Below are 19,420 nucleotides of genomic sequence, written 5' to 3'. Positions count from 1 at the left end.
TGCCTGTCATCGGCGCCGCCTCCGGCAGGGCCGCCGGAGGCGGCGGGGTCGCATCACGCGACGGCGGTTCCCTCGAGTTCGACCATCAGGGTGGGGATCGCCAGCCGTGTCACCCCGAGCATCGTGGTGGTCGGCGCCACCTTGGCGGCGCCCAGCCGCGACGCCAGCACGCCGTAGTGCTGGAAGAGCAGATCGACGTCGGTGGTGTAGACGTTGAGCCGGACGAGGTTCTCCAGGGACATGCCGGCCTCGCCGAGAACGGCCTCCAGGTTGTCGAGGCTCAGCGCCAGCTGCGCCGCCATGTCGTCGGCGTGCTGGGGCTTGCCGTCGCCGCTCATCGCGGTCTGCCCGGAGATGTACAGGGTCCGGGTGTGCCCGGAGACGATCTCACCCTGGTTGAATCCCATCTCCACCGACCACGGCACCGGGTTGACCGTCGTTCGCTGCATTGCCATCGGCTCCATTCGATTCATCGAGGACATCGACGTCCACGGGCTCGGTGTCCACCGTCCCTGACGTCGTGCTGATCAGCCTTCCGCCAAATCACGACAACCTGTGTCATGTATTCGGGTAGCGTTCACGCATGCGCGCCGACCGGTTGGTATCGCTGGTGCTGCTGCTGCGCCGGCACGGCCAGATGTCCGCGACCGCGCTGGCCCGCGAGCTGGAGGTGTCCACCCGCACGGTGCTGCGCGACATCGAGGCGCTGTCCGCGGCGGGCGTCCCGGTCTACGCCGAACGCGGCCGGCACGGCGGGTTCGCGTTGCTGCCCGGTTTCCGGACCGAGCTGACCGGGCTGAACCACGACGAGGCCCTCGCCCTGCTGATCGCCGGATCGCGGCGCGGCGCGCAGGCGTTCGGGCTCGGCTCGGCGCTCGCCTCGGCCATGCTCAAGGTGGTCGACGCGCTGCCCGACCACTACCGGAACACCGCGGCCGACGCGGCCCAGCGGCTGCTCGTCGACCCCGAGATCGACCTGCTCTCGCGCCGGGCGGTCACCGAGGAGGTGCCCGACGCCGTCGTGGCCGAGGTCCGGCGCGCGGTCCTCGCCGGACACCGGCTCCGCATCCACTACGCGGCCGCGGGACAGACCCCCAGGTGGCGCACGGTGGACCCGATCGGCCTGGTCACCGTGCGCGGCCAGGGCTACCTGCTGGCCACCAGATCCGGCGCGGACCGCACCTACCGGCTGTCCCGGATCCTGGCCGCCGAGGAACTCGCCGAACCCGCGCAGCGACCGGACCGGGTCGATCTGGACCGGGCCTGGCAGGAACGCAGCACGCGGTTCCGGACCGGCGGCGACCAGGTCACCGTGCTGGCACGCGTGAACCCGGCACGGCGGGAGGAACTGGTGGGCACCGCGCTGGCCGTCCGCGCCGAGGAACCCGACGCGGACGGATGGCTGCGGCTGGAGGTGAACTTCCAGGACTCACGGCACGCCGAATGGGCGCTGTGGCAGCTCGGCGCGGACGCGGAGGTCCTGGCCCCGCAGTCGTTGCGCGCTTCCCTGCGCGACCGCGCCGCCGCGATGGTCACCTGTTACGGCTCCTGAGCCCCCTGCGATTCCAGCGCCGCCACGCATGTCCGGCACTGGGCCTGGAGAGATCCAGGGCGTCGCGGTTTCATAGCTGGGTCGCCTCCCGGACGGCGTGGAGGTGGACCAGGACGTCGTAGGAGCGGCCCACGGCGATCTCGGTTGTCCTGCCGGTGGGGAACAGGGTGCCGATGCTGTATGACGGGCGCGGGGTGTCCAGCCACGTGCGGGCTGCCGCCGGTGCCCTGCGCAGATCGGCGTAGTAGTCGCGGTACCGGACCTGATCGAGGACGTGCTCGTTGCTGCCCGGGGCCGCCGGGCCGACGGTGAACCTTCGCCACCGGCCGCCGAGCGCCTGGTCCTTGGACAGGAAGGAGCCGTGGTCGAAGGTGGTGCCGACGGCCAGGTAGCGCGCGCCCAGGATGTCGCGGAGGAACCGGCCCTGGGTCCTGGGATAGGTCGCCGGGTCGGAGGCCGCGTAGCCGACGTGGTCGTTGTGGGCCGACACCAGGACCTTGCCGCGGGTATGGCGCCGCCACCAGGCAGTGGTCTCGGCCATCACCCGGTCGCGGTAGAGCTGCATGGCGGTCAGCGAGTCCTGGTCCTGGGGATCGAAGGCGAGGAAGGTGTAGGTCTGGGCGATGTGGCGGGCGTTCTGCAGGGCGAAGTCATGGCCGTCGTCGCCGGGGCCGCGGCCCGGTCGGCCTTGGCGTTCCAGCAGGTCGAGCATCCGCTGTGCCCTGGCCGCGTTCTGCCGCCGTTCCGCCACCGGCCGCTTCAGGTAGGCGATGGCGTCGTCGAGCGGACGTAGTCCGCCGAGCGCCTCGTCCAGCCGCGGCAGCAACTGCGGGTGGGCCCGCCGGACGTGGCCGGTGACGTTGTCGAAGACGCGCTTGTCGAGCCTGGGCGCGCCGATGTCGTCGCCCAGGAAGCGCACCGGACGATCGGGGTGGCGCCGGTTGTGGTCGCGCATCCACCGGACGAGGCTCACGAATTCCTCGCGGTCCCACGGCGACCCGGCCATCGCCTGGTGAACGACCTGGCGGGCGTCGCCGTCGCCGCGCTGGAGGTAGTCGTCGATCCGCAGCCCCGCCGACCAGCTCATCTCCAGGGCGAAGGTGGTGAACCCCTTCCGCTCGACGAGGTGGCGGAAGATCCGGTGCCTCAGCGCGAAGAACTCGTGCGAGCCGTGCGTGGCCTCGCCCACGCCGACCACCTCGGCGTCGCCGATCATCGCGCCCAGCGCGCGCAGGTCCGCCCCGCCGGTGCCCGGCTCGACCGACCGCAGCGGGTGGGCGATCCGGTCCAGCGAGCGCACGGGCGGCGACACGGCCACCGGTCCGGATGCCACCGACGACGCCGACGACGCCGACGACGCGGCCGTCACAGGGGCCAGTGCCGCGGCCAGCGTGATGGTCGCCACCGTGAGTCGCTTTCCGTAGCGGGTCATGGGTGACCCCTCCTCAACATGCCTGGTGTCAGGTTCCGTCGAGAAGATCTTCACGTCGGTGGCAGGCCGGGCGCGCGGGGGCGGTCCCCGAGGTTTTCCTGGGGGTACGGCCTCTTGAAATATCCGGAACGGGACGTTAAGAGGCCGTACCCCCTCGTCTCCGGCAGCGAGCCCGCGCGCTGTCCGGAGGGCGCCGCCGACCGCCTGCTCAGCCCTGTGTCAGGTCGTGGAGGGTCACCCCGCCGACCGTGCGGGTGGGGAACGTCGCCGCCACCCACTCGCTGATCTTCTGGGCGGCGTCGCTGCCGCTGGTGGCGCGGCGCACGGCGTTGTCGCCGCCCGCGATGAAGTAGTGCACGCGCCCGGCCCGCACCAGCTCCTTGAACCGCTCCAGCGTCGGCGCGGGGTCGGTGCCGTTGAAACCGCCGACCGCCATCACCGGCAGGCCGGTGGCCAGCTGGTATCCGGCGGCGTTGTTGGAGCCGACCGTCGCGGCGATCCACGTGTAGGCGCCGGCGTTCTCCTTCAGTGCCCTGGTCACCTCGGCGCCGGGGGTGGTCGCGTCCAGCAGGCCGCCCGGCCCGCGCCCGCCCTGGCCCCGGAAACCGCGCGAGTCCCGCATGCCGTCACCTCCCGGAGGCGGCGCGAAACGACCGGCGGGCGGTCTTCCGCCGGTGCGGACGGCCGTGCCGCCGCGCGGGCCGCCGAAGCGGCCGGGACCGGAGGAGGCGCGGGGACCCGCCGTCACGATCGCCCCGGTGTGCGGGGTGCGCACCGTGTCGACGGCATAGGCGGTGGGAGCCGCCAACGCCACCCCCGCCGCCACGACGGCCGACACCGCCGCGGCCCGTCCCGGCGGTCTCAGGTAGTGGACCGAGGCGAGCACCACCGCCGCCCCGACACCGCCGATCAGGACCGCCGGCCGCAGCCACGGGTTCCAGTCGGGGGTGCGGCCCAGCAGGACGAACGCCCACAGCGCGGTCACCGCGACGGTCGCGGCCAGCACCGCCACCGCGGGGACGCCGCGGCGACGTTCCCACAACGCGGCCGTGCCGAGCCCGACCGTCGCGGCCACCGCCGGGGCGAGCGCCACGGTGTAGTACTCGTGGTAGATGCCCCGCATCAGGCTGAACACGGCGGCGGTGAGCAGCAGCCAGCCGCCCCACGTCAGCAGCCCGGCGCGCAGGGCGTCGGTGCGGACGGCCCGGCGGGTCGCCCACAGCCCGGCCACCAGCAGGACCAGCGCGGCGGGCAGCAGCCAGGAGATCTGGCCGCCGTTGGCCGCGCCGAACATCCGGGCCCACCCGGCGTCCTGGTCGAGGTTGCCCAGCCCGCCGACCTCGTCGCCGTTCAGGCGCCCCAGCCCGTTGTAGCCGAGGGCCAGTTCGAGGACGCTGTTGTTCTGGGAACCTCCGATGTAGGGACGCGCGCTCCCCGGCACCAGGGCGACGATCGCCACCCACCAGCCCCCGGCGACCACCATCGCCGCGCCCGCCGCCAGCAACTGCCACAGGCGGCGGAGCGGCGGCACCGGGGCCGTCGCCAGGTAGACCAGCGCGAACACCGGCACCACCAGGAACGCCTGCATCATCTTGGCCAGGAACCCCAGCCCGACGAACGCCCCGCACAGCACCAGCCACCGCGTCGCGCCGCGCTCCTGGGCCCGCACCAACGCGTAGGCGGCCAGCGTCAGCATCAGCACCAGCAGCGCGTCCGGGTTGTTGAACCGGAACATCAGCGCCGCGACCGGCGTCACCGCCAGCGCCGCCCCGGCCAGCAGGGCCGGGCCGGTACTGGCGGGGGTGCGGCCCAGCGACCGCCGCACGGCCGCGTAGAGCGTCGCGACGGACGCCACGCCCATCAGCGCCTGCGGCACCAGGATGCTCCAGGGGCCCACCCCGAAGATCCGGGCGGTCAGCGCCATCGGCCACAGCGAGGCCGGGGTCTTGTCGACGGTGATGGCGTTGGCCGCGTCGGAGGAGCCGAAGAAGAACGCCTTCCAGCTCGTGGCCCCCGCCTGCACGGCGGCCGAGTAGAACGGGTTGGCCCACCCGGACGCGTCCAGGTCCCACAGGTACAGCACGGCGGTCGCCGCCAGCAGTGCCGGCAGGGCGAGGCGCCGTCGCCCGACGGTGACGATCATTGGTCCACTCCCCCGTTCAGCTCAGCCGGTACAGCTGGGCGCCGCTGTCGGAGGCGCCGCCGTACTCACCGGCGGACACGAGGGTGCCGTGCTGCCGCACCCACGCGGTCACCTCGGAGTTCCCCCGGTCGGGCCCGAAGCCGCCGCCCTGCCCGTTGACGAGGACGTAGCGGAGCGCGCCCTCCTTGACGTACCCCTGGAGCTTGGCGACGGTCATCGCCGGATCGCCGCCGGTGAAGCCGCCCATGGCGATCACGGGCTCACCGGTCCGCAGGATCAGCGAGGACGCCTGCTGCGCGCTGGAGACCGCGACCAGCCACCGCGCCGAGCCCCGGTTCTTCTCCAGGTAGGAGATCATCTGCTGGTCGAGCTGCCCGCCGGGGCCGCCGAAGCCGCGTCCGCCGGAGCGCCGGCCCTCCCCGCCGGGAGGCGTCTGCCCGCCCGGGAACCGCGGCATCACCTCCGCCGCGCCGTCGCGGCCGGGCATCCGGCCCTGGCCGCCACCGCCCGGACCGAAGCCCCGGCCCGTGGCCGGGCCCGCCAGCGGGTTGGTGCCGTTCACCGGGGAGGACGCCGCCGACACCGCGTACGCGGCCGGTCCCGACAGCGCGGCCAGCAGCGCCATGACCAGGCCCGTGACCATCACCGGCAGCCCTGCGCGGCGGCTGAGGCGGGCCGCCGCCAGGTTCGCCACCGCCAGCACGGCGCACGCCACGACCACCCAGCGCAGCCACGGGTTCCACGACGGCGTCCGGCTCAGCAGCACGAACGCCCACGCGCCCGTCGCGGCCACCGCCGACGGCAGCACCCACGCCCACCGGGCCGACCTTCGGTACGCGCCGAACAGCAGCACCGCGCCCGCGCCGGTCAGCGCCGCGATCGCCGGGGCCATCGCGGTGGAGTAGTAGGGGTGGAAGGTGCCCTGGGCGAAGCTGAACACCGCGTAGTGCACCCCCAGCCAGCCGCCCCACAGCACCAGCGCGGCCAACCTGAGGTCGGTGCGGCCCCGCCGGGCCACCAGGACCAGCCCGGCCACCAGCGCGATCACCGCGAACGGCAGCAGCCACGAGATCTGGCCGCCCATGATGTCGTTGAACAGCCGGCCCGCGCCCGACGCGCCGCCGAAGCTCGCGCCGCCGCGGCCCCCACCGGGTCCGCCGCCGCCCTGGCCGAGGATCCGGCCCAGGCCGTTGTAGCCGATGACCAGGTCCCACACGCTGTTGTCGGTGCTGCCGCCGACGTAGGGCCGCTGACCGGCCGGGATCAGGTCGACGACGGCCATCCACCAGAAGCTCGACACCGCCAGCGTCACACCGGCGGCCAGCAGGTGCCCGACGCGGCGCGGCAGCGACGGGCGCGCCGCCAGCAGGTAGACCAGCGCCAGGGCGGGCAGCACCAGGAACGCCTGGAGCATCTTGGTGTTGAAGCCGCATCCCACCAGGAACGCCGCCAGCAGCAGCGGCCGCAGCCGCCCGGTCGCCACCGCGCGCTGGGTCGCCCAGGCCGCCGCGACCAGCAGCAGCACCAGCAGCGTGTCGGGGTTGTTGTCACGGTTGATCGCCACGGTGATCGGGGTGAGTGCCAGCGCCAGCGCCGCGACCAGCCCGGCGGCCTCGCCGAACGCCCGCCGTACCGTGGCGTGGAGCAGCGCCACGGCCGCGACCCCGGCCAGCGCCTGCGGCAGCAGCACGCTCCAGGTGGTGAACCCGAAGACCCGCGCCGACAGGGCCATCAGCCACAGTGCCATCGGCGGCTTGTCCACGGTGATGAACGACCCGGCGTCCAGCGACCCGAAGAAGAACGCCTTCCAGCTCTGCGTCGCGCTCTTGACCGCCGCCGAGTAGTAGGCGTTGGCGTCGCCGTTGGCCGACAGCCCCCAGGCGTACAGCAGGAGCGCCAGCAGCAGCACGCCCGCGAGGGCGGGCCGCGCCCACCGGGGGCGGGCCGGTTCGGGAGCGGGCGGGGCCGCCGCCCGTCCGGTGGTGATCGTCTGGGCGGTCATCGGGTCGGTTCCCCCGTCTCGGTCGCGGTCGTCGCGGCGGTCGCGCGGCGCAGCCGCCGCGGATGGAAGATCCACGCCCGCATCAGCAGGAAGCGGACCAGCGTGGCCAGGCCGTTGGCGGTGACCAGCGCGAGCAACTCCACGGCCCGGGAGGAGCCGGGGGCCAGGGCGTGCAGCAGGGCCAGCCCGCCGGTGCTGAGCGCCAGGCCGATCAGGAACGCCAGCCCGCCCTCGACCTGGTGCCGGAACGCCCCCCGCGTCCCGGTCACCCCGAACGTGAAGCGCCGGTTGGCGGCGGTGTTGCCGACCGCGGTGACCACCAGCGACACGGCGTTGGCCCACAGCGGCCCCATCACCGTCCGCAGCAGCACGAACAGCACCAGCTGCGCGACCGTGCTGATGACGCCGATGACGGCGAAGACCGGTAGCTGCCGCGCCATGCCGGTGGGCAGTTGGGGACGGGGCCGGCCGCGCACGGGCGCGCCGAACGCGCCGGTCAGCATCCGCCGCCCCACCCGCGCCATGCCGCGCAGGTCGTCCAGCGCGGTGCGCAGCACGTCCACGCGGCTGTCGGGGTCGTCGACCCAGTCGACCGGCACCTCGTGGATGCGCAGCCCGTTGCGTTCGGCGAGCAGCAGCAGCTCGGTGTCGAAGAACCACTCCTGGTCCTCCACCTGCGGCAGCAGCGCCTGGACGATCTCGGTGCGGCCCGCCTTGAAACCGCACTGGGCGTCGCTGAACCGCGCCGCCAGCGCCGTTCTCAGCAGCAGGTTGTAGGCGCGGGAGATCGCCTCCCGCTTGGGGCCGCGCACCACCGCCGAGCCGCGCGTCAGGCGGCTGCCGATCGCCAGGTCGCTGTGCCCGGAGATCAGCGGCGCGACCAGCGGGAGGAACGCGTCCAGGTCGGTGGACAGGTCGACGTCCATGTAGGCGACCACGTGCGCGTCGCTGTCGCCCCAGACCTGCCGCAGGGCGCGCCCGCGCCCCTTGCGGTCCAGGTGGACGGCCCGCACGTGCGGCAGCTCGGACGCCAGCCGCTCGGCGACCCGCCAGGTGCGGTCGGTGCTGGCGTTGTCGGCCACGGTGATGCGGAACGGATACGGGAACGTGCCCGACAGGTAGGCGTGCAGCCGCCGCACGCTGGCCTCCAGCACGTGCTCCTCGTTGAAGACGGGAACGACGACCTCGACGAGACGGTTGCGCGCGCCGACCCCGGAGGCCGTCGGCGGCGGACCGGCCGGGGCGTCCCGTTCGGTGATCGGGTGATTCATGCGACCACCGTCGTGAGCCGGTGTGGGAGTGCCCTGAGGGCTCGATTAACGCCGGATGAGAATCAAGATCGTCGGGCTGGGCGGGCCGGATCAGTCGAGCGCGGGGCCGCCCGGCAGCCGCATCCGCGCCAGGGTCCCGCCGCCGTCGGCGGGCTCCAGCGACACCCGTCCCCCGGCCTCGGCCACGACCCGCGCGACGATCGACAGCCCCAGCCCCGAACCGGGCAGGCTGCGCGCCGACGGCGACCGCCAGAACCGTTCGAACACGTGCGGCAGCTCGTCGGCGGGGATGCCGGGGCCCTGGTCGCGCACGGTCAGCTCCCCGTCCTTGAGCCGCACCTCCACCGTGCCGTCGGGCGGGCTGAACTTCACGGCGTTGTCCAGCAGGTTCACCACGGCGCGTTCCAGCTGGCCGGGGTCGCCCAGCACGTACCAGGGGGTCGTGTCGGCCTCGACGCGCAGGCCGGGGCCGCGCAGGCGGGCGCGTTCGACGGCGCGTTCGACGGTCTCGTGCAGCGCGACCTGCTCGCGCGCCGGTTCGCGCTCGTCGGGGCGGGCCAGCTCCAGCAGGTCGCCGACCAGGCTGGACAGCTCCAGCATCTGCGCCTTGACGCTGGCGAGCATGCGGTGCCGCTGGCCGGGCGGCAGCTCCCGCCCGGTCTCCTCCGACCGCAGCAGCAGATCGATGTTGGTGCGCAGGCTGGTCAGCGGGGTGCGCAGCTCGTGCCCGGCGTCGGCGATCAGCTGTTGCTGGCGTTCCCGGGAGGCCGCCAGCGCGGCGGTCATGGCGTTGAACGAGCGGCCGAGCCGCGCCAGCTCGTCGGAGCCCTCGTCGGGGATCCGCACCGCCAGGTCCTCGGTGCGGGCGATGTGCTCGACCGCCCCGGTCAGCTCGTCCACCGGCCGCAGCCCGGCCCGCGCCACCACCAGGCCGATCGCCGCCGCGCCCAGCACCCCGACCGCCGTCACCGCCACCAGCAGCAGCGCCAGGGTGTCCAACGGGTCCTCGACCTGGTTGAGCGGCAACGCCACCGACCACGAGGCGACCGTCGGCCCTCCGCCGCCGGGCGGGCCGAAGACCACCGGGCGGGTCAGCACCCGCACCCGCGTGCCGTCCGTGGTGGTCCCGTCGTGCACGACCTCCGTGACCTCTCCCCTGGCGACCGCGACGTCCTGCGGATCCACCCGCAGCATCTGCACACCCTCGACGGCGCAGGGAGTGCCGTCCGGCCTCACCAACTGGATCAGCCCGAACGGCGCCCGGCCGTCCAGCACGGGGGTCTGCGAGCAGTTCCGCAGGCTCTTGCCCACATGCCCGTTGGGCGGTCGCGGAGACGATGCCAGCGTCCGGTCGAGCTGTTCGTAGAGCCGGTCGCGGGTGAGGTACCAGGAGGCGCCCGAGCAGATGGCGACGGCCACCGCGACGGCCACCGCCACCAGCATGGCCAGCCGGGCCCGCAGCGCCAGCCGTCGCAGCCCGCCCATCAGGACGCCGCGCTCCGCAGGACGTACCCGACGCCGCGCACGGTGTGCACGAGCCGGGGTAGGCCGCCCGCCTCGGTCTTGCGCCGCAGGTACATCACGTACACGTCCAGGGAGTTGGAGGCGGGCTCGAAGTCGAAGCCCCACACCGTCTCCAGGATCTGCTCGCGCGTCAGCACCTGCCGGGGATGGCTGAGGAACATCTCCAGCAGCATGTACTCGGTGCGGGTCAGCTCCAGCGGCTTCCCGGCGCGGGTCACCTCGCGGGTGACGGTGTCCATCCGCAGGTCCTCGAACGCCAGCGCGTCCGACGCCGGGCCCTGCCCGGCGTTCATGGTGGAGCGGCGCAGCAGCGCCCGCACCCGCGCCAGCAGCTCGTCCAGCTCGAACGGTTTGACCAGGTAGTCGTCGGCCCCGGCGTCCAGGCCGGTGACCCGGTCGCCGACCATGTCGCGGGCGGTGAGCATCAGCACCGGGGCCGTCACGCCCCGGGCGCGCAGCCTGCGGCACGTGGTCAGCCCGTCCATGCGGGGCATCAGCACGTCCAGGACGACCAGGTCGGGGCGTTCGGCGGCGACCGCGTCGAGCGCGGCGACCCCGTCGGCGGCCGTGCCGACCCGGTACCCCTCGAACTCCAGGCTGCGCGTCAGCGACTCGCGGACGGCCGGTTCGTCGTCCACGACCAGAATGCGCGCGTCCGCCGCGGCTCCAGGCTCCATGCACCCACCGTAACCAGCGGCGACGCCGGGTTCGGACGCGCGGTCCGGATTCTCATCGATCTCTCATGAAGCGCGCTCGACCGGCGGTTCCCGGTGCGGGACGGGCCGCGTGGCCGCGTTCGCCGAGGTCCGCACCACCGCCGTGGTCGCGCCCCCGGCGGCCCGGGTGACTGTGGTGAGGATCGCGGCGGGCAGCGCGGGCGGGGTCTCCAGCGGGGTGCGGCGGGTCCAGATCCGGTAGCGGGAGGCGTTGCGCAGCGTGCTCACCGCGATCTTGGGGACGGCGCGCGGGGCGGTGCGGCCGGTGGCCCGCACGGCGATCCCGGTGGCCGAGTTCAGCGCGCCGGTCGCGGCGGGGGCGGCGGTCACCAGCGTCGCGGTGGCGCGGGCGGCGCGTTCCACTAGGTCGCCCAGCGACAGCCCGGGGCGGGAGGCGGCCCGCTCGGGCGGCAGCGGGCGGGTCGCCGCCGACCAGGAGGACCGCACGGTCTCCACGACCACGTCCCGGGCGACGTCGAGCATCAGGTCGCGCAGCGCGTCCCGCATCGCCAGCTTCAGCGCCTCGCGCATCAGCTCGGCCATCACCGTCTCGATGACCGTGACGGTGGCGCGGGCCGCGGCCCGCGACGCCAGGTCCACGGTGGTGCGGGCCACGGCGCTGCCCGCCACGCCGCTGATCAGGTCGGCCAGCAGCCCGCCCGCCTGCCGGGCGGTGCCGCTGCGGGCGGCCTGGGCGGCGAGGTCGGCCGCGGCGGCGGTCACCGGGTGGACCTCGGCGAGCGCGGCGGCGTCGGCGGCGCGGCCCCGCACGGTGGACGCCACGTCCCGGGCCGCCTCCCTGGCGACCTGCCGCATGACGTCCACGATGATGTCGCGGCCCACGTCGAGGGCGACCTCGACGGCGATGTCGGTGACCGCGTCCAGCGTGACGTCCACCACGACGCGGGTGGCGGCCTGCACGATCGGCGCGGACACGGTGCGGCCGGCCACGTCGAACGCGGTGGCGGTGGCGGCGCGGGCGAAGGGGTTGCGGGCCGCCATTCGGGCGGCGGCCTGCATGGCCTGCGAGGCCATCGGATGCTGCGCGGCCTGCCCGGCGATCTCCATGGCGGTGGTGGTGACGCTCAGCGCCGTGCCGGTGACGGCGTTGGCCTCGGCGGCGGCCCGCGCCTCCGAGACCGCCTTGTCGGCGGCCGCCGAGGCGATCTGCACCGCCGCGTCGCGGGCGGCGCGCTCGACCACGTTCATCGCGCCGGTGCGGACCAGCTGCTCCACGACGCGCTCGGCGGCCACCGCGGCGGCGTCCCGGCCGACCTGCCGCAGCGGCTCGGTGAGCACGGCGGCCTGCCGGGCGGCCACCGCGGCGGTGGGCGCCAGCCCGTTCCAGATCTCCTCGATCCGCTCGGCCGCGGCCTGGTCCAGCCTCGCGGCCGGCCCGGACCGTTCGGCCGGCTCCACCCGATCGTCCACGGCCCGCTCGTCCACGGCCACGCCCCCAGTCAGGTCTGCGTCCTGACGTCACCATAACCGCCGATCGTCCGGAACGACCTCCTTCGCGAGAAGGGGATCTCCGTCACCTCCCGGACGTACGCGCTTACTTTCCGCAGGTCGGGGCAGGCCGGGCAGGTCGGGCAGGTCCCGCGGGCATGGGCGGACGCGGCCGCCGCCATCCCCGTTCCCCACAGCAGAGAGGCGGGAACGGGACGCGGCCGTGCAGCCGCTTCCACACCACCTGTGCCGGCCCAGCCCGAAGTACCCGACCAGCCCGGCGGAGATCGCCGCCCCCGCCACCGGCCGTCCTCCCCCGCAAAAGGGGAGCGACATGATCAGGATGGATGGGCTATCATCGGTGCCGGAACTGAGAGGGAGGTGTGTTGATGGTTGCCGTCATGGTCGCTGCCGTGCGCAGCACTCGGACCATCCTCATTTCCCGGGCCCAGAGCTGACCCCTTTCTTCGTCGAGGTCGCGGGCCCCTTCACACAAGGGTTCCAATCCATTGTCTTCTGCGTTTCCGCAGGTTCTCGTCGCGTACGGCTGGAGCGAGGACCTGGAGCACGCGTTCGCCCCGCACCGTGAGGCGGGGCTCGTCCCCGGCCGGGTCGCCGTCGTCGACCGCGGCCGCTGCGATGTGATCACCGAGGACGGCGTCCTGCGGGCCGACACGGCCCCGGTGGTCACCGACGACCCGTCGTCGACGCCCTGCACCGGGGACTGGGCCGCGGTCCGCACGGGCGAGCACCCCGCCGTCATGGCGCTGCTCCCCCGCCGCACCGCGATCGTCCGGGCGTCGGTCGGCCGGGACTCCCACGGGCAGGTCCTGGCCGCCAACGTCGACACCGTCGCCATCACCGTCTCGCTGGAGGTCGAGGTGGACCTCGGGCGGCTGGAACGGCTGCTCGCCCTGGCCTGGGAGAGCGGCGCCCGGCCGGTGGTGGTGCTGACCAAGGCCGACCACCTGGCCGACCCCGACGAGCTGGACGCCGTCGTCGCCGACGTGGCGGCCGCCGCGCCCGGCGCGGACGTCGTCACCGTCAGCCCCCTCACCGGGGAGGGCGTGGACGTGGTCGCCGCCGTCCTGTCCGGCACGATCGTGCTGGTCGGGCAGTCGGGGGCGGGCAAGTCCACCCTCGGCAACGCCCTGCTGGGCGAGGACCGGCTGGCCACCGGCGCGGTCCGCGCCGGGGACGCCAAGGGCCGCCACACCACGGTCCGCCGCGAGCTGCTGCCGCTGCCGTCCGGCGGCGTGCTGATCGACACGCCGGGCCTGCGCGGCGTCGGCCTGTTCGACGCCGAGGAGGGTCTCCAGCAGACCTTCTCCGACATCGAGGAGCTGGCGGCCGGGTGCCGGTTCGGCGACTGCGCGCACGACACCGAACCGGACTGCGCCGTCCAGGCCGCGATCGCCGACGGCGCCCTGCCCGAACGGAGGCTGCGCAGCTACCGCAAACTCCTGAAGGAGAACGAGTGGATCGCCGCCCGTTCCGACGCCCGGCTGCGCGCCGAGCAGACCAACCGGTGGAAGGTCATCCACAAGGCACAGCGTCAGGCCTACAAGCTGCGGGGGCGGGACCGTTGAGCGAGCGCACCGTCTGGAGGACCCGGCCCGAGACCGGCGCCGACACCGCGGCGGTCCACCGGGTGAACGTCGCCGCGTTCGACCGGCCCGAGGAGGCCGACCTGGTGGACGCCCTGCGCCGGGACCCGGCGTGGATCCCGGGCCTGTCGTGGGTGGCCGAGGACGAGCGCGGCGAGGTGATCGGCTACACGCTGCTCACCCGCTGCAAGGTCGGCGACGGCGACGCGCTGGCCCTGGCCCCGGTGGCGGTGCTGCCGGAGTACCAGCGGCGCGGCGTCGGCGACGCCGTCATCCGCGCCGCGCTGGAGGCGGCCCGGGACCGGGGCGAACGCCTGGTCGTGGTGCTCGGTCACCCCGCCTACTACCCGAGGTTCGGGTTCGTGCGGGCCTCCACGATGGGCATCGGCGTCGCGTTCGAGGTCCCGGACGAGGCGCTGATGGCCATGCGCCTGGATGACGGGGGTCCCGTTCCCGTCGGAACGGTGACCTACCCGGCCCCGTTCGGGGTCTGACCGGTAGCCGGGAGGGCCGGGGCCCGCGCCGCCGAGCGGCGGCGCGGGCCCCGTGCCCGTCCGGTCAGCGGCCCTTGCGCCGGTAGGCGCGGATCGACAGCGGGACGAACACCACCAGCAGCGCCACCGACCACAGCACGGTCGTGGCGACCGGGTGCTCGTTGGGCCAGGAGGGATGGGTGACGGCCGCCCCGGGGTTGCCGAACAGCCGGCGCAGGGCCGTGGTGAGGGCGCTGACGGGGTTCCAGTCGGAGAGGACCCGCAGCCAGGCGGGCATCCCGCCGGTCGGCACGAACGCGTTGGACAGCATCGTGACCGGGAAGATCAGCGGCAGCATCTGGTCGGCGGTCTGCTCGTTCCTGACCGCCAGGCCCACGTAGCAGCCCAGCCAGCTCATCGCGTACCGGAACAGGAAGATCAGCAGGAACGCCTGGACGGTCGGCCACAGGCCCCGGTGCGGCTGCCAGCCGACCAGCAGGCCCATGATCGCCATCATGGCCAGGTTCCCGGCGCCGGTGAGGACGTCGGCGCCGGTATGGCCGAACGGCACCGCCGACCGCGCCATCGGCATCGACCGGAACCGGTCCATCACGCCCCGCGAGGCGTCGGTGGCGACCCGCATCGTCACCGCCATCACCGAGGAGAACGTGATCATCGCGAACAGCCCCGGCATCAGGTACTCGCGGTAGTTCCCCCCGCCGGGCACCCCGATGGAGCTGCCGAACACGTAGCCGAACAGCAGCACCATGATGCCCGGGAAGATCAGTCCGACGACCAGCTCGCCGGGTTCGTGGCGCAGGCGGCTCAGCTCCCGGCCGATCAGGGTCAGGCCGTCGGCGAGCGTCCAGCGCAGCCGTCCCCACGGCGAGGCCGGCGCGGGCGGGGCGAGGAGCGGGGTGGTCATCACACGGTCTCCTTCGCGCGGTCGGTCAGGCGCAGGAACACCTCGTCGAGGGTGGGGCGGCGCAGGCTGACGTCGGCGGGGGCCATCCCGGCGCGGTCCAGTTCGCGCACCACGTCGGCCAGCCGCACCGCTCCCCCGGCGACCGGCACGCTGATCCGGCCCGCCGCGGGGTCGGCGGCGGTCTCGGCGCCCGCCATCCGGGCCAGCACGTCCGCCGCGCGGACGGTCAGCGACGCGTCCTCCAGCACGACGTCGACGCGGTCGCCGATGGCGGCCTTCAGCCGGTCGGGCGTGCCGGTGGCGATGACCCTGCCGTGGTCGACCACGGCGACGTCGTCGGCGAGCCGGTCGGCCTCCTCCAGGTACTGGGTGGTCAGCAGCACGGTGGTGCCCTCGGCGACCAGCTCGCGGACGGCGTCCCAGATCTCGCCCCGGCTGCGCGGGTCGAGGCCGGTGGTGGGCTCGTCCAGGAACAGCACCCGGGGCCGCAGGATCAGGCTGGCGACCAGGTCCAGGCGGCGGCGCATCCCGCCGGAGTACCCGGCGACCCGCCGGTCGGCGGCCTCGGCCAGCCCGAAGCGGTCCAGCAGCTCGTCGGCCCGCCGCCGGGCGTCGCGGCGCGACAGGTGGTACAGCCGCCCGAACATGCGCAGGTTGCCGCGCCCGGTCAGCTTCTCGTCCACCGCCGCGTACTGGCCGGCCAGGCCGATCATCGCGCGGACCCGGTCGGCGTCGCGGACGACGTCGTGGCCTCCGATGCGGGCGTGCCCGGCGTCGGGGTCGGCGAGGGTCGCCAGGATCCGCACGGCGGTCGTCTTGCCGGCCCCGTTGGGGCCGAGGACCCCGCAGACCGTTCCGGCCGGGACGGCCAGGTCCAGCCCGCGCAACGCGTGGGTGTCGCCGAAGCGCTTGTGCAGCCCCTCGGCGACGACGATCGGTTCCGACATCACCCCTCCATTGGGTACGTCGTACGCATTTGTTGACCGCCTCAGCGTAGATAACTGGGTACGTTGTACGCAACTGGGATGATGGAGCGGGAGGTGACCGTGGCAGACACCGAGTACGCGCACATCTGGATGCGCCCCGAACGCCCGTCGCGCGGGCCGAGGCCCGCCTACAGCCGCACGCAGATCACCGAGGCGGCGGTCCGGATCGCCGACGCCGAGGGGCTGGAGGCCGCGTCCATGCGCCGCATCGCCGCCGAGATCGGCGCGGGCGCGATGTCGCTGTACCGGTACGTGCCCAGCCGCGACGACCTGATCGAGCTGATGTTCGACCACGTGATCGGTGAGCAGGAGTTCCCGGACCGGCCGACCGGCGACTGGCGGGCCGACCTGCGGCTGGTCGCGGAGGTGACGCGCGCCTACATGCGGCGGCACCCGTGGGTGGTGGACATGCCGCGCTCGCGCCCGGCGTTCGGGCCCAACCAGCTGCGGCTGCTGGAGTTCGGCCTGGGGGCGCTGGACGTCGGCATCCCGATCGACGACATCCTCACCTACGTCGGCCTGCTGAACGGCTACGTCGAGGAGACCGTGCGCAACGAGCTGTCCTGGGAGAAGGAGGCCAGGCGCAGCGGGCTGACCTCCGAGCAGTGGATGGCCCGCAACTCCGCCTACGTGGACACGCTGGTGCGCAGCGGCGACTATCCGATGTTCACCCGCATCGTGATGGACGCGCGCCAGCCGCACATGGATCCCGACGAGCGTTTCCGCTACGGGCTGGAACGCGTTCTGGACTGCGTCGCCGCCGTCCTCCCGCCCGACGGGCACCGCCGCCGGGCGGGAGGGTGAGCGGGGCTCAGCGGGCGAGCCGCCGGTAACGTCGCACCGACAGCGGCAGGAACACCGCGATCAGCGCCAGCGGCCACAGCACCGCCAGCAGCACGGCGTGCTCCGAGGCCCAGGAGTCGCCGGGCATGCCCGGGTTGCCGAACAGGTCGCGGATCGCCGCGACGGTCGCCGACAGCGGGTTCCACTCGGCGAGCGGGGCGAGCCAGCCGGGCATCTGCGACGGCGAGACGAAGGTGTTGGCGACCATCGTCAGCGGGAACAGCGGCGCCCACGCCGCCGCCGCGGCCTCCGGCGTGATCATCAGGCCGAGCCAGATGCCGATCCAGATCAGCGCGAACCGCAGCAGGAGCAGCAGCCCGGCGGCCGCCAGCGCGCCGCCCGGCCCCTCGTGCCAGCGCCAGCCGACCGCGAGCCCGCAGGCGGCCAGGATCGCCAGCTCGCCGCACGAGTTGGCCATGTCGGCGATGGAGCGGCCCAGCACCACCCCCGACGACGACATCGGCATCGACCGGAACCGGTCGGTGACGCCGCGCGAGGCGTCGGTGGTGACGGACAGCAGGGTGGTGGCGATCCCGAACATCATCGTCTGCGCGAACAGGCCCGGCATCAGGAACTCGCGGTAGTTCCCGCCGCCCGCCACCGTCATGGCGCTGCCGAACACGAAGCCGAACATCAGCACCATCACGATCGGCCAGACGAGCTGGTAGGTGACCACGGTCGGGTTGCGCACCCAGTGGATCAGGTCGCGGCGGGCCACGATCCAGCCCTCGGTCAGCGCCCATCCCGCACGCTGCGGCAGCGTGCGGGGCATCTGCGGGGTGAGCAGCACGGTCACGCCGCCACCTCCTGCCCCTCGGGGTCCTGCTCGGCGCGGTGACCGGTCAGGTTCAGGAACACCTCGTCCATCGTGGGCCGCCGCAACGCCACGTCCTCGACGGCGACGCCCGCCTCCCGCAGGGCCCGCAGCGCGGCGGTGAGGGCCTCCATCCGGTCCCGGACCGGCACGGTGATCCGGCGGACGTCGGCGTCGGTCTCCGGCTCGGCCCCGGTGACCCGCGCGACGATCCCCGCCGCGGCGCCGAGGGCGCCGACGTCGGCGACCACCAGGTCGAGCTGGTCGCCGCCGACCAGGGACTTCAGCCGTTCCGGGGAGTCGTCGGCGATGACCCGGCCCCGGTCGATGACGGCGATCTGGTGGGCCAGCTGGTCGGCCTCCTCCAGGTACTGGGTGGTCAGCAGCACCGTGGTGCCCTGGGCGACCAGCGAGCGCACCGCCCGCCACACCTCGGTGCGGTTGCGCGGGTCGAGGCCGGTGGTGGGCTCGTCCAGGAACAGCACGCGCGGCGAGAGGATGAACCCGGCGGCCAGGTCCAGCCGCCGCCGCATGCCGCCGGAGTAGTGCTTGACCCGCCGGTCCGCGGCCTCGGTGAGCCCGAACCGCTCCAGCAGCTCGTCGGCCCGCCGCCGGGCGGTGGCCTTGCCCAGGTGGTAGAGCCGGCCCCACATCTCCAGGTTCTCCCGGCCGGTGAGGATCTCGTCGACGGCCGCGTACTGCCCGGTCAGCCCGATGTGGTGCCGGACCTGCGCGGACTGGCCGACCACGTCGAAGCCGCCGACCAGGGCCCGCCCGCCGTCGGGGCGCAGCAGCGTGGACAGGATGCGCACGGCGGTGGTCTTGCCCGCGCCGTTGGGGCCGAGCAGCCCGCAGACGGTGCCCTCGCGCACCGTCAGGTCGAAGCCGTCGAGGGCCGCGTTCGCGCCGAAGCGTTTGCGCAGTCCCTCGGCGACCAGTGCCGGGGAGGTCATGACGGTTCCCTTCTGTGAGAGATCGAACTATATTTTTGGGACATTTATGTCTCAGGGAGGGTGTCACATGTCTCGGCACAAGTGTCAAGCGGTAATTTCCTGAACCATGAGTGCCGCCGCCGCAGAGTCCGGAACCCGCAACCGCACCCGCCAGGCGATCCTGGCCGCCGCCGCCCGGGTGCTCGGCCGGAACCACCGCGCGACCCTGGCCGACGTCGCGCGCGAGGCCGACGTGGGCCGCAGCACGCTGCACCGCTACTTCTCCGACCGGGACGAGCTGATGAGGGCGGTGGTGGTGGACTCGCTGGCGATGGCCGACCGGGCGGTCCGCGACGCCGCCCCGGACCAGGGACCGGCGCGCGAGGCCCTGCACCGGCTCATCGCGGCGATGATCGAGTCCGGGGACCGGGTCATCTTCCTGTGGAGCGACCCGCGGGTGCTGGAGGACTACGGCCCCGACCCGGCCGACGGCGCGAGCCTCCCGGCCGACCCCCACGCCACCCTGCGGCTCATCCAGCGCGGTCAGCGCGAGGGCTTCCTCGATCCGGGCGTGCCCGCCGAGTGGATCCAGAACGTGCTGTGGAGCCTGGTCTACACCGGCGTGGAGTCGGCCGACCAGGGGATCGTCCCCCGCCACGGCGTCACCACCATGGTGATCCGCACCCTGGAGAACGGTTTCCGCGTCTCCTCCGATTGAGGAAAGGCACGTTCCGCAAGGCCTCCTACGGTG

General features: G+C 73.8%; 17 protein-coding genes. 5 read left to right on the top strand and 12 right to left on the bottom strand.

The annotated features are described in order from the left end of the window. Positions 1-53 precede the first annotated feature (53 nt). Positions 54-449 (bottom strand): RidA family protein, encoded by a 396-nt coding sequence (locus tag HNR61_RS24225; RefSeq protein ID WP_182845645.1) that lies wholly within the window; start codon positions 447-449, stop codon positions 54-56. Positions 450-583: 134 nt separating this feature from the next. Here HNR61_RS24225 and HNR61_RS24220 point away from each other — a divergent pair, with 134 nt between their 5' ends. Next, positions 584-1,552, top strand: coding sequence for a helix-turn-helix transcriptional regulator (locus HNR61_RS24220; RefSeq protein WP_182845463.1), 969 nt, complete (start codon positions 584-586; stop codon positions 1,550-1,552). A gap of 70 nt (positions 1,553-1,622) precedes the next feature. On the opposite strand, the gene HNR61_RS24215 is transcribed toward HNR61_RS24220, so the two are convergent. From HNR61_RS24215 to HNR61_RS24185, 7 genes are all read right to left on the bottom strand, one after another. Then, entirely contained in the window at positions 1,623-2,984 is a 1,362-nt protein-coding gene (locus tag HNR61_RS24215) for an erythromycin esterase family protein (RefSeq protein ID WP_220509727.1), read from the bottom strand. 208 nt (positions 2,985-3,192) lie between these two features. Next, the gene (locus HNR61_RS24210; RefSeq protein WP_182845462.1) at positions 3,193-5,127 is read right to left on the bottom strand and encodes a glycosyltransferase family 39 protein; all 1,935 of its coding nucleotides are present in this window, start codon (positions 5,125-5,127) and stop codon (positions 3,193-3,195) included. Positions 5,128-5,143: 16 nt separating this feature from the next. After that, entirely contained in the window at positions 5,144-7,129 is a 1,986-nt protein-coding gene (locus HNR61_RS24205) for a glycosyltransferase family 39 protein (RefSeq protein WP_182845461.1), read from the bottom strand. Further along, entirely contained in the window at positions 7,126-8,400 is a 1,275-nt protein-coding gene (locus HNR61_RS24200; RefSeq protein WP_182845460.1) for a bifunctional glycosyltransferase family 2/GtrA family protein, read from the bottom strand. Before HNR61_RS24200 ends, HNR61_RS24205 begins: the two co-directional genes overlap by 4 nt. Before the next feature lie 90 nt (positions 8,401-8,490). Then, positions 8,491-9,885: a sensor histidine kinase gene (locus HNR61_RS24195; RefSeq protein ID WP_182845459.1), complete on the bottom strand. Its 1,395-nt coding sequence runs from the start codon at positions 9,883-9,885 to the stop codon at positions 8,491-8,493. Further along, positions 9,885-10,601, bottom strand: coding sequence for a response regulator transcription factor (locus HNR61_RS24190; RefSeq protein ID WP_182845458.1), 717 nt, complete (start codon positions 10,599-10,601; stop codon positions 9,885-9,887). The genes HNR61_RS24195 and HNR61_RS24190 overlap by 1 nt, the downstream gene beginning before the upstream one ends. Before the next feature lie 63 nt (positions 10,602-10,664). After that, entirely contained in the window at positions 10,665-12,071 is a 1,407-nt protein-coding gene (locus HNR61_RS24185) for a hypothetical protein (protein WP_182845457.1), read from the bottom strand. A gap of 527 nt (positions 12,072-12,598) precedes the next feature. Here HNR61_RS24185 and rsgA point away from each other — a divergent pair. Both rsgA and HNR61_RS24175 read left to right on the top strand, forming a co-directional pair. Continuing rightward, complete coding sequence (gene rsgA, locus HNR61_RS24180; protein WP_182845456.1) at positions 12,599-13,678, top strand: ribosome small subunit-dependent GTPase A; 1,080 nt, start codon at positions 12,599-12,601, stop codon at positions 13,676-13,678. Continuing rightward, the gene (locus tag HNR61_RS24175) at positions 13,675-14,190 is read left to right on the top strand and encodes a GNAT family N-acetyltransferase (RefSeq protein WP_182845455.1); all 516 of its coding nucleotides are present in this window, start codon (positions 13,675-13,677) and stop codon (positions 14,188-14,190) included. Before rsgA ends, HNR61_RS24175 begins: the two co-directional genes overlap by 4 nt. A gap of 64 nt (positions 14,191-14,254) precedes the next feature. Here HNR61_RS24175 and HNR61_RS24170 read toward each other — a convergent pair whose 3' ends face one another. Both HNR61_RS24170 and HNR61_RS24165 read right to left on the bottom strand, forming a co-directional pair. Further along, complete coding sequence (locus tag HNR61_RS24170) at positions 14,255-15,094, bottom strand: ABC transporter permease (RefSeq protein ID WP_182845454.1); 840 nt, start codon at positions 15,092-15,094, stop codon at positions 14,255-14,257. Then, positions 15,094-16,041 carry an ATP-binding cassette domain-containing protein gene (locus HNR61_RS24165; RefSeq protein WP_182845453.1) on the bottom strand — a complete coding sequence of 316 codons (948 nt, stop codon included), beginning with the start codon at positions 16,039-16,041 and terminating at the stop codon, positions 15,094-15,096. The genes HNR61_RS24170 and HNR61_RS24165 overlap by 1 nt, the downstream gene beginning before the upstream one ends. A gap of 93 nt (positions 16,042-16,134) precedes the next feature. Between HNR61_RS24165 and HNR61_RS24160 the strand changes: the two genes are divergently transcribed. Further along, a complete protein-coding gene (locus tag HNR61_RS24160; protein WP_312898066.1) occupies positions 16,135-16,884 on the top strand; it encodes a TetR/AcrR family transcriptional regulator in 750 nt (249 codons plus the stop codon). Between the two features lie 7 nt (positions 16,885-16,891). Here the strand turns inward: HNR61_RS24160 and HNR61_RS24155 are convergent, their stop codons facing one another. Both HNR61_RS24155 and HNR61_RS24150 read right to left on the bottom strand, forming a co-directional pair. Then, on the bottom strand, positions 16,892-17,695 hold the full coding sequence (locus HNR61_RS24155; RefSeq protein WP_182845642.1) for an ABC transporter permease: 804 nt from the start codon (positions 17,693-17,695) through the stop codon (positions 16,892-16,894). 20 nt (positions 17,696-17,715) lie between these two features. Further along, positions 17,716-18,690 (bottom strand): ATP-binding cassette domain-containing protein, encoded by a 975-nt coding sequence (locus tag HNR61_RS24150; protein WP_182845452.1) that lies wholly within the window; start codon positions 18,688-18,690, stop codon positions 17,716-17,718. A gap of 106 nt (positions 18,691-18,796) precedes the next feature. Here HNR61_RS24150 and HNR61_RS24145 point away from each other — a divergent pair, with 106 nt between their 5' ends. Continuing rightward, on the top strand, positions 18,797-19,387 hold the full coding sequence (locus HNR61_RS24145) for a TetR/AcrR family transcriptional regulator (protein WP_182845451.1): 591 nt from the start codon (positions 18,797-18,799) through the stop codon (positions 19,385-19,387). Positions 19,388-19,420 lie beyond the last annotated feature (33 nt).

The organism is Actinomadura kijaniata (assembly GCF_014138665.1).
Lineage (GTDB): Bacteria > Actinomycetota > Actinomycetes > Streptosporangiales > Streptosporangiaceae > Spirillospora > Spirillospora kijaniata.
Note: the sequence above shows the minus strand (reverse complement) of the source record. Positions and strands in the feature narration are given on the sequence as shown.

Coding starts and splice junctions, on each gene's coding strand:
- HNR61_RS24145 (WP_182845451.1), top strand. CDS start 18,797: ATGAGTGCCGCCGCCGCAGAGTCCGGAACCCGCAACCGCACCCGCCAG.
- HNR61_RS24205 (WP_182845461.1), bottom strand. CDS start 7,129: ATGACCGCCCAGACGATCACCACCGGACGGGCGGCGGCCCCGCCCGCT.
- HNR61_RS24190 (WP_182845458.1), bottom strand. CDS start 10,601: ATGGAGCCTGGAGCCGCGGCGGACGCGCGCATTCTGGTCGTGGACGAC.
- HNR61_RS24155 (WP_182845642.1), bottom strand. CDS start 17,695: ATGCCCCGCACGCTGCCGCAGCGTGCGGGATGGGCGCTGACCGAGGGC.
- HNR61_RS24215 (WP_220509727.1), bottom strand. CDS start 2,984: ATGACCCGCTACGGAAAGCGACTCACGGTGGCGACCATCACGCTGGCC.
- HNR61_RS24200 (WP_182845460.1), bottom strand. CDS start 8,400: ATGAATCACCCGATCACCGAACGGGACGCCCCGGCCGGTCCGCCGCCG.
- HNR61_RS24210 (WP_182845462.1), bottom strand. CDS start 5,127: ATGATCGTCACCGTCGGGCGACGGCGCCTCGCCCTGCCGGCACTGCTG.
- HNR61_RS24170 (WP_182845454.1), bottom strand. CDS start 15,094: ATGACCACCCCGCTCCTCGCCCCGCCCGCGCCGGCCTCGCCGTGGGGA.
- HNR61_RS24220 (WP_182845463.1), top strand. CDS start 584: ATGCGCGCCGACCGGTTGGTATCGCTGGTGCTGCTGCTGCGCCGGCAC.
- HNR61_RS24225 (WP_182845645.1), bottom strand. CDS start 449: ATGCAGCGAACGACGGTCAACCCGGTGCCGTGGTCGGTGGAGATGGGA.
- HNR61_RS24150 (WP_182845452.1), bottom strand. CDS start 18,690: ATGACCTCCCCGGCACTGGTCGCCGAGGGACTGCGCAAACGCTTCGGC.
- HNR61_RS24165 (WP_182845453.1), bottom strand. CDS start 16,041: ATGTCGGAACCGATCGTCGTCGCCGAGGGGCTGCACAAGCGCTTCGGC.
- HNR61_RS24195 (WP_182845459.1), bottom strand. CDS start 9,885: ATGGGCGGGCTGCGACGGCTGGCGCTGCGGGCCCGGCTGGCCATGCTG.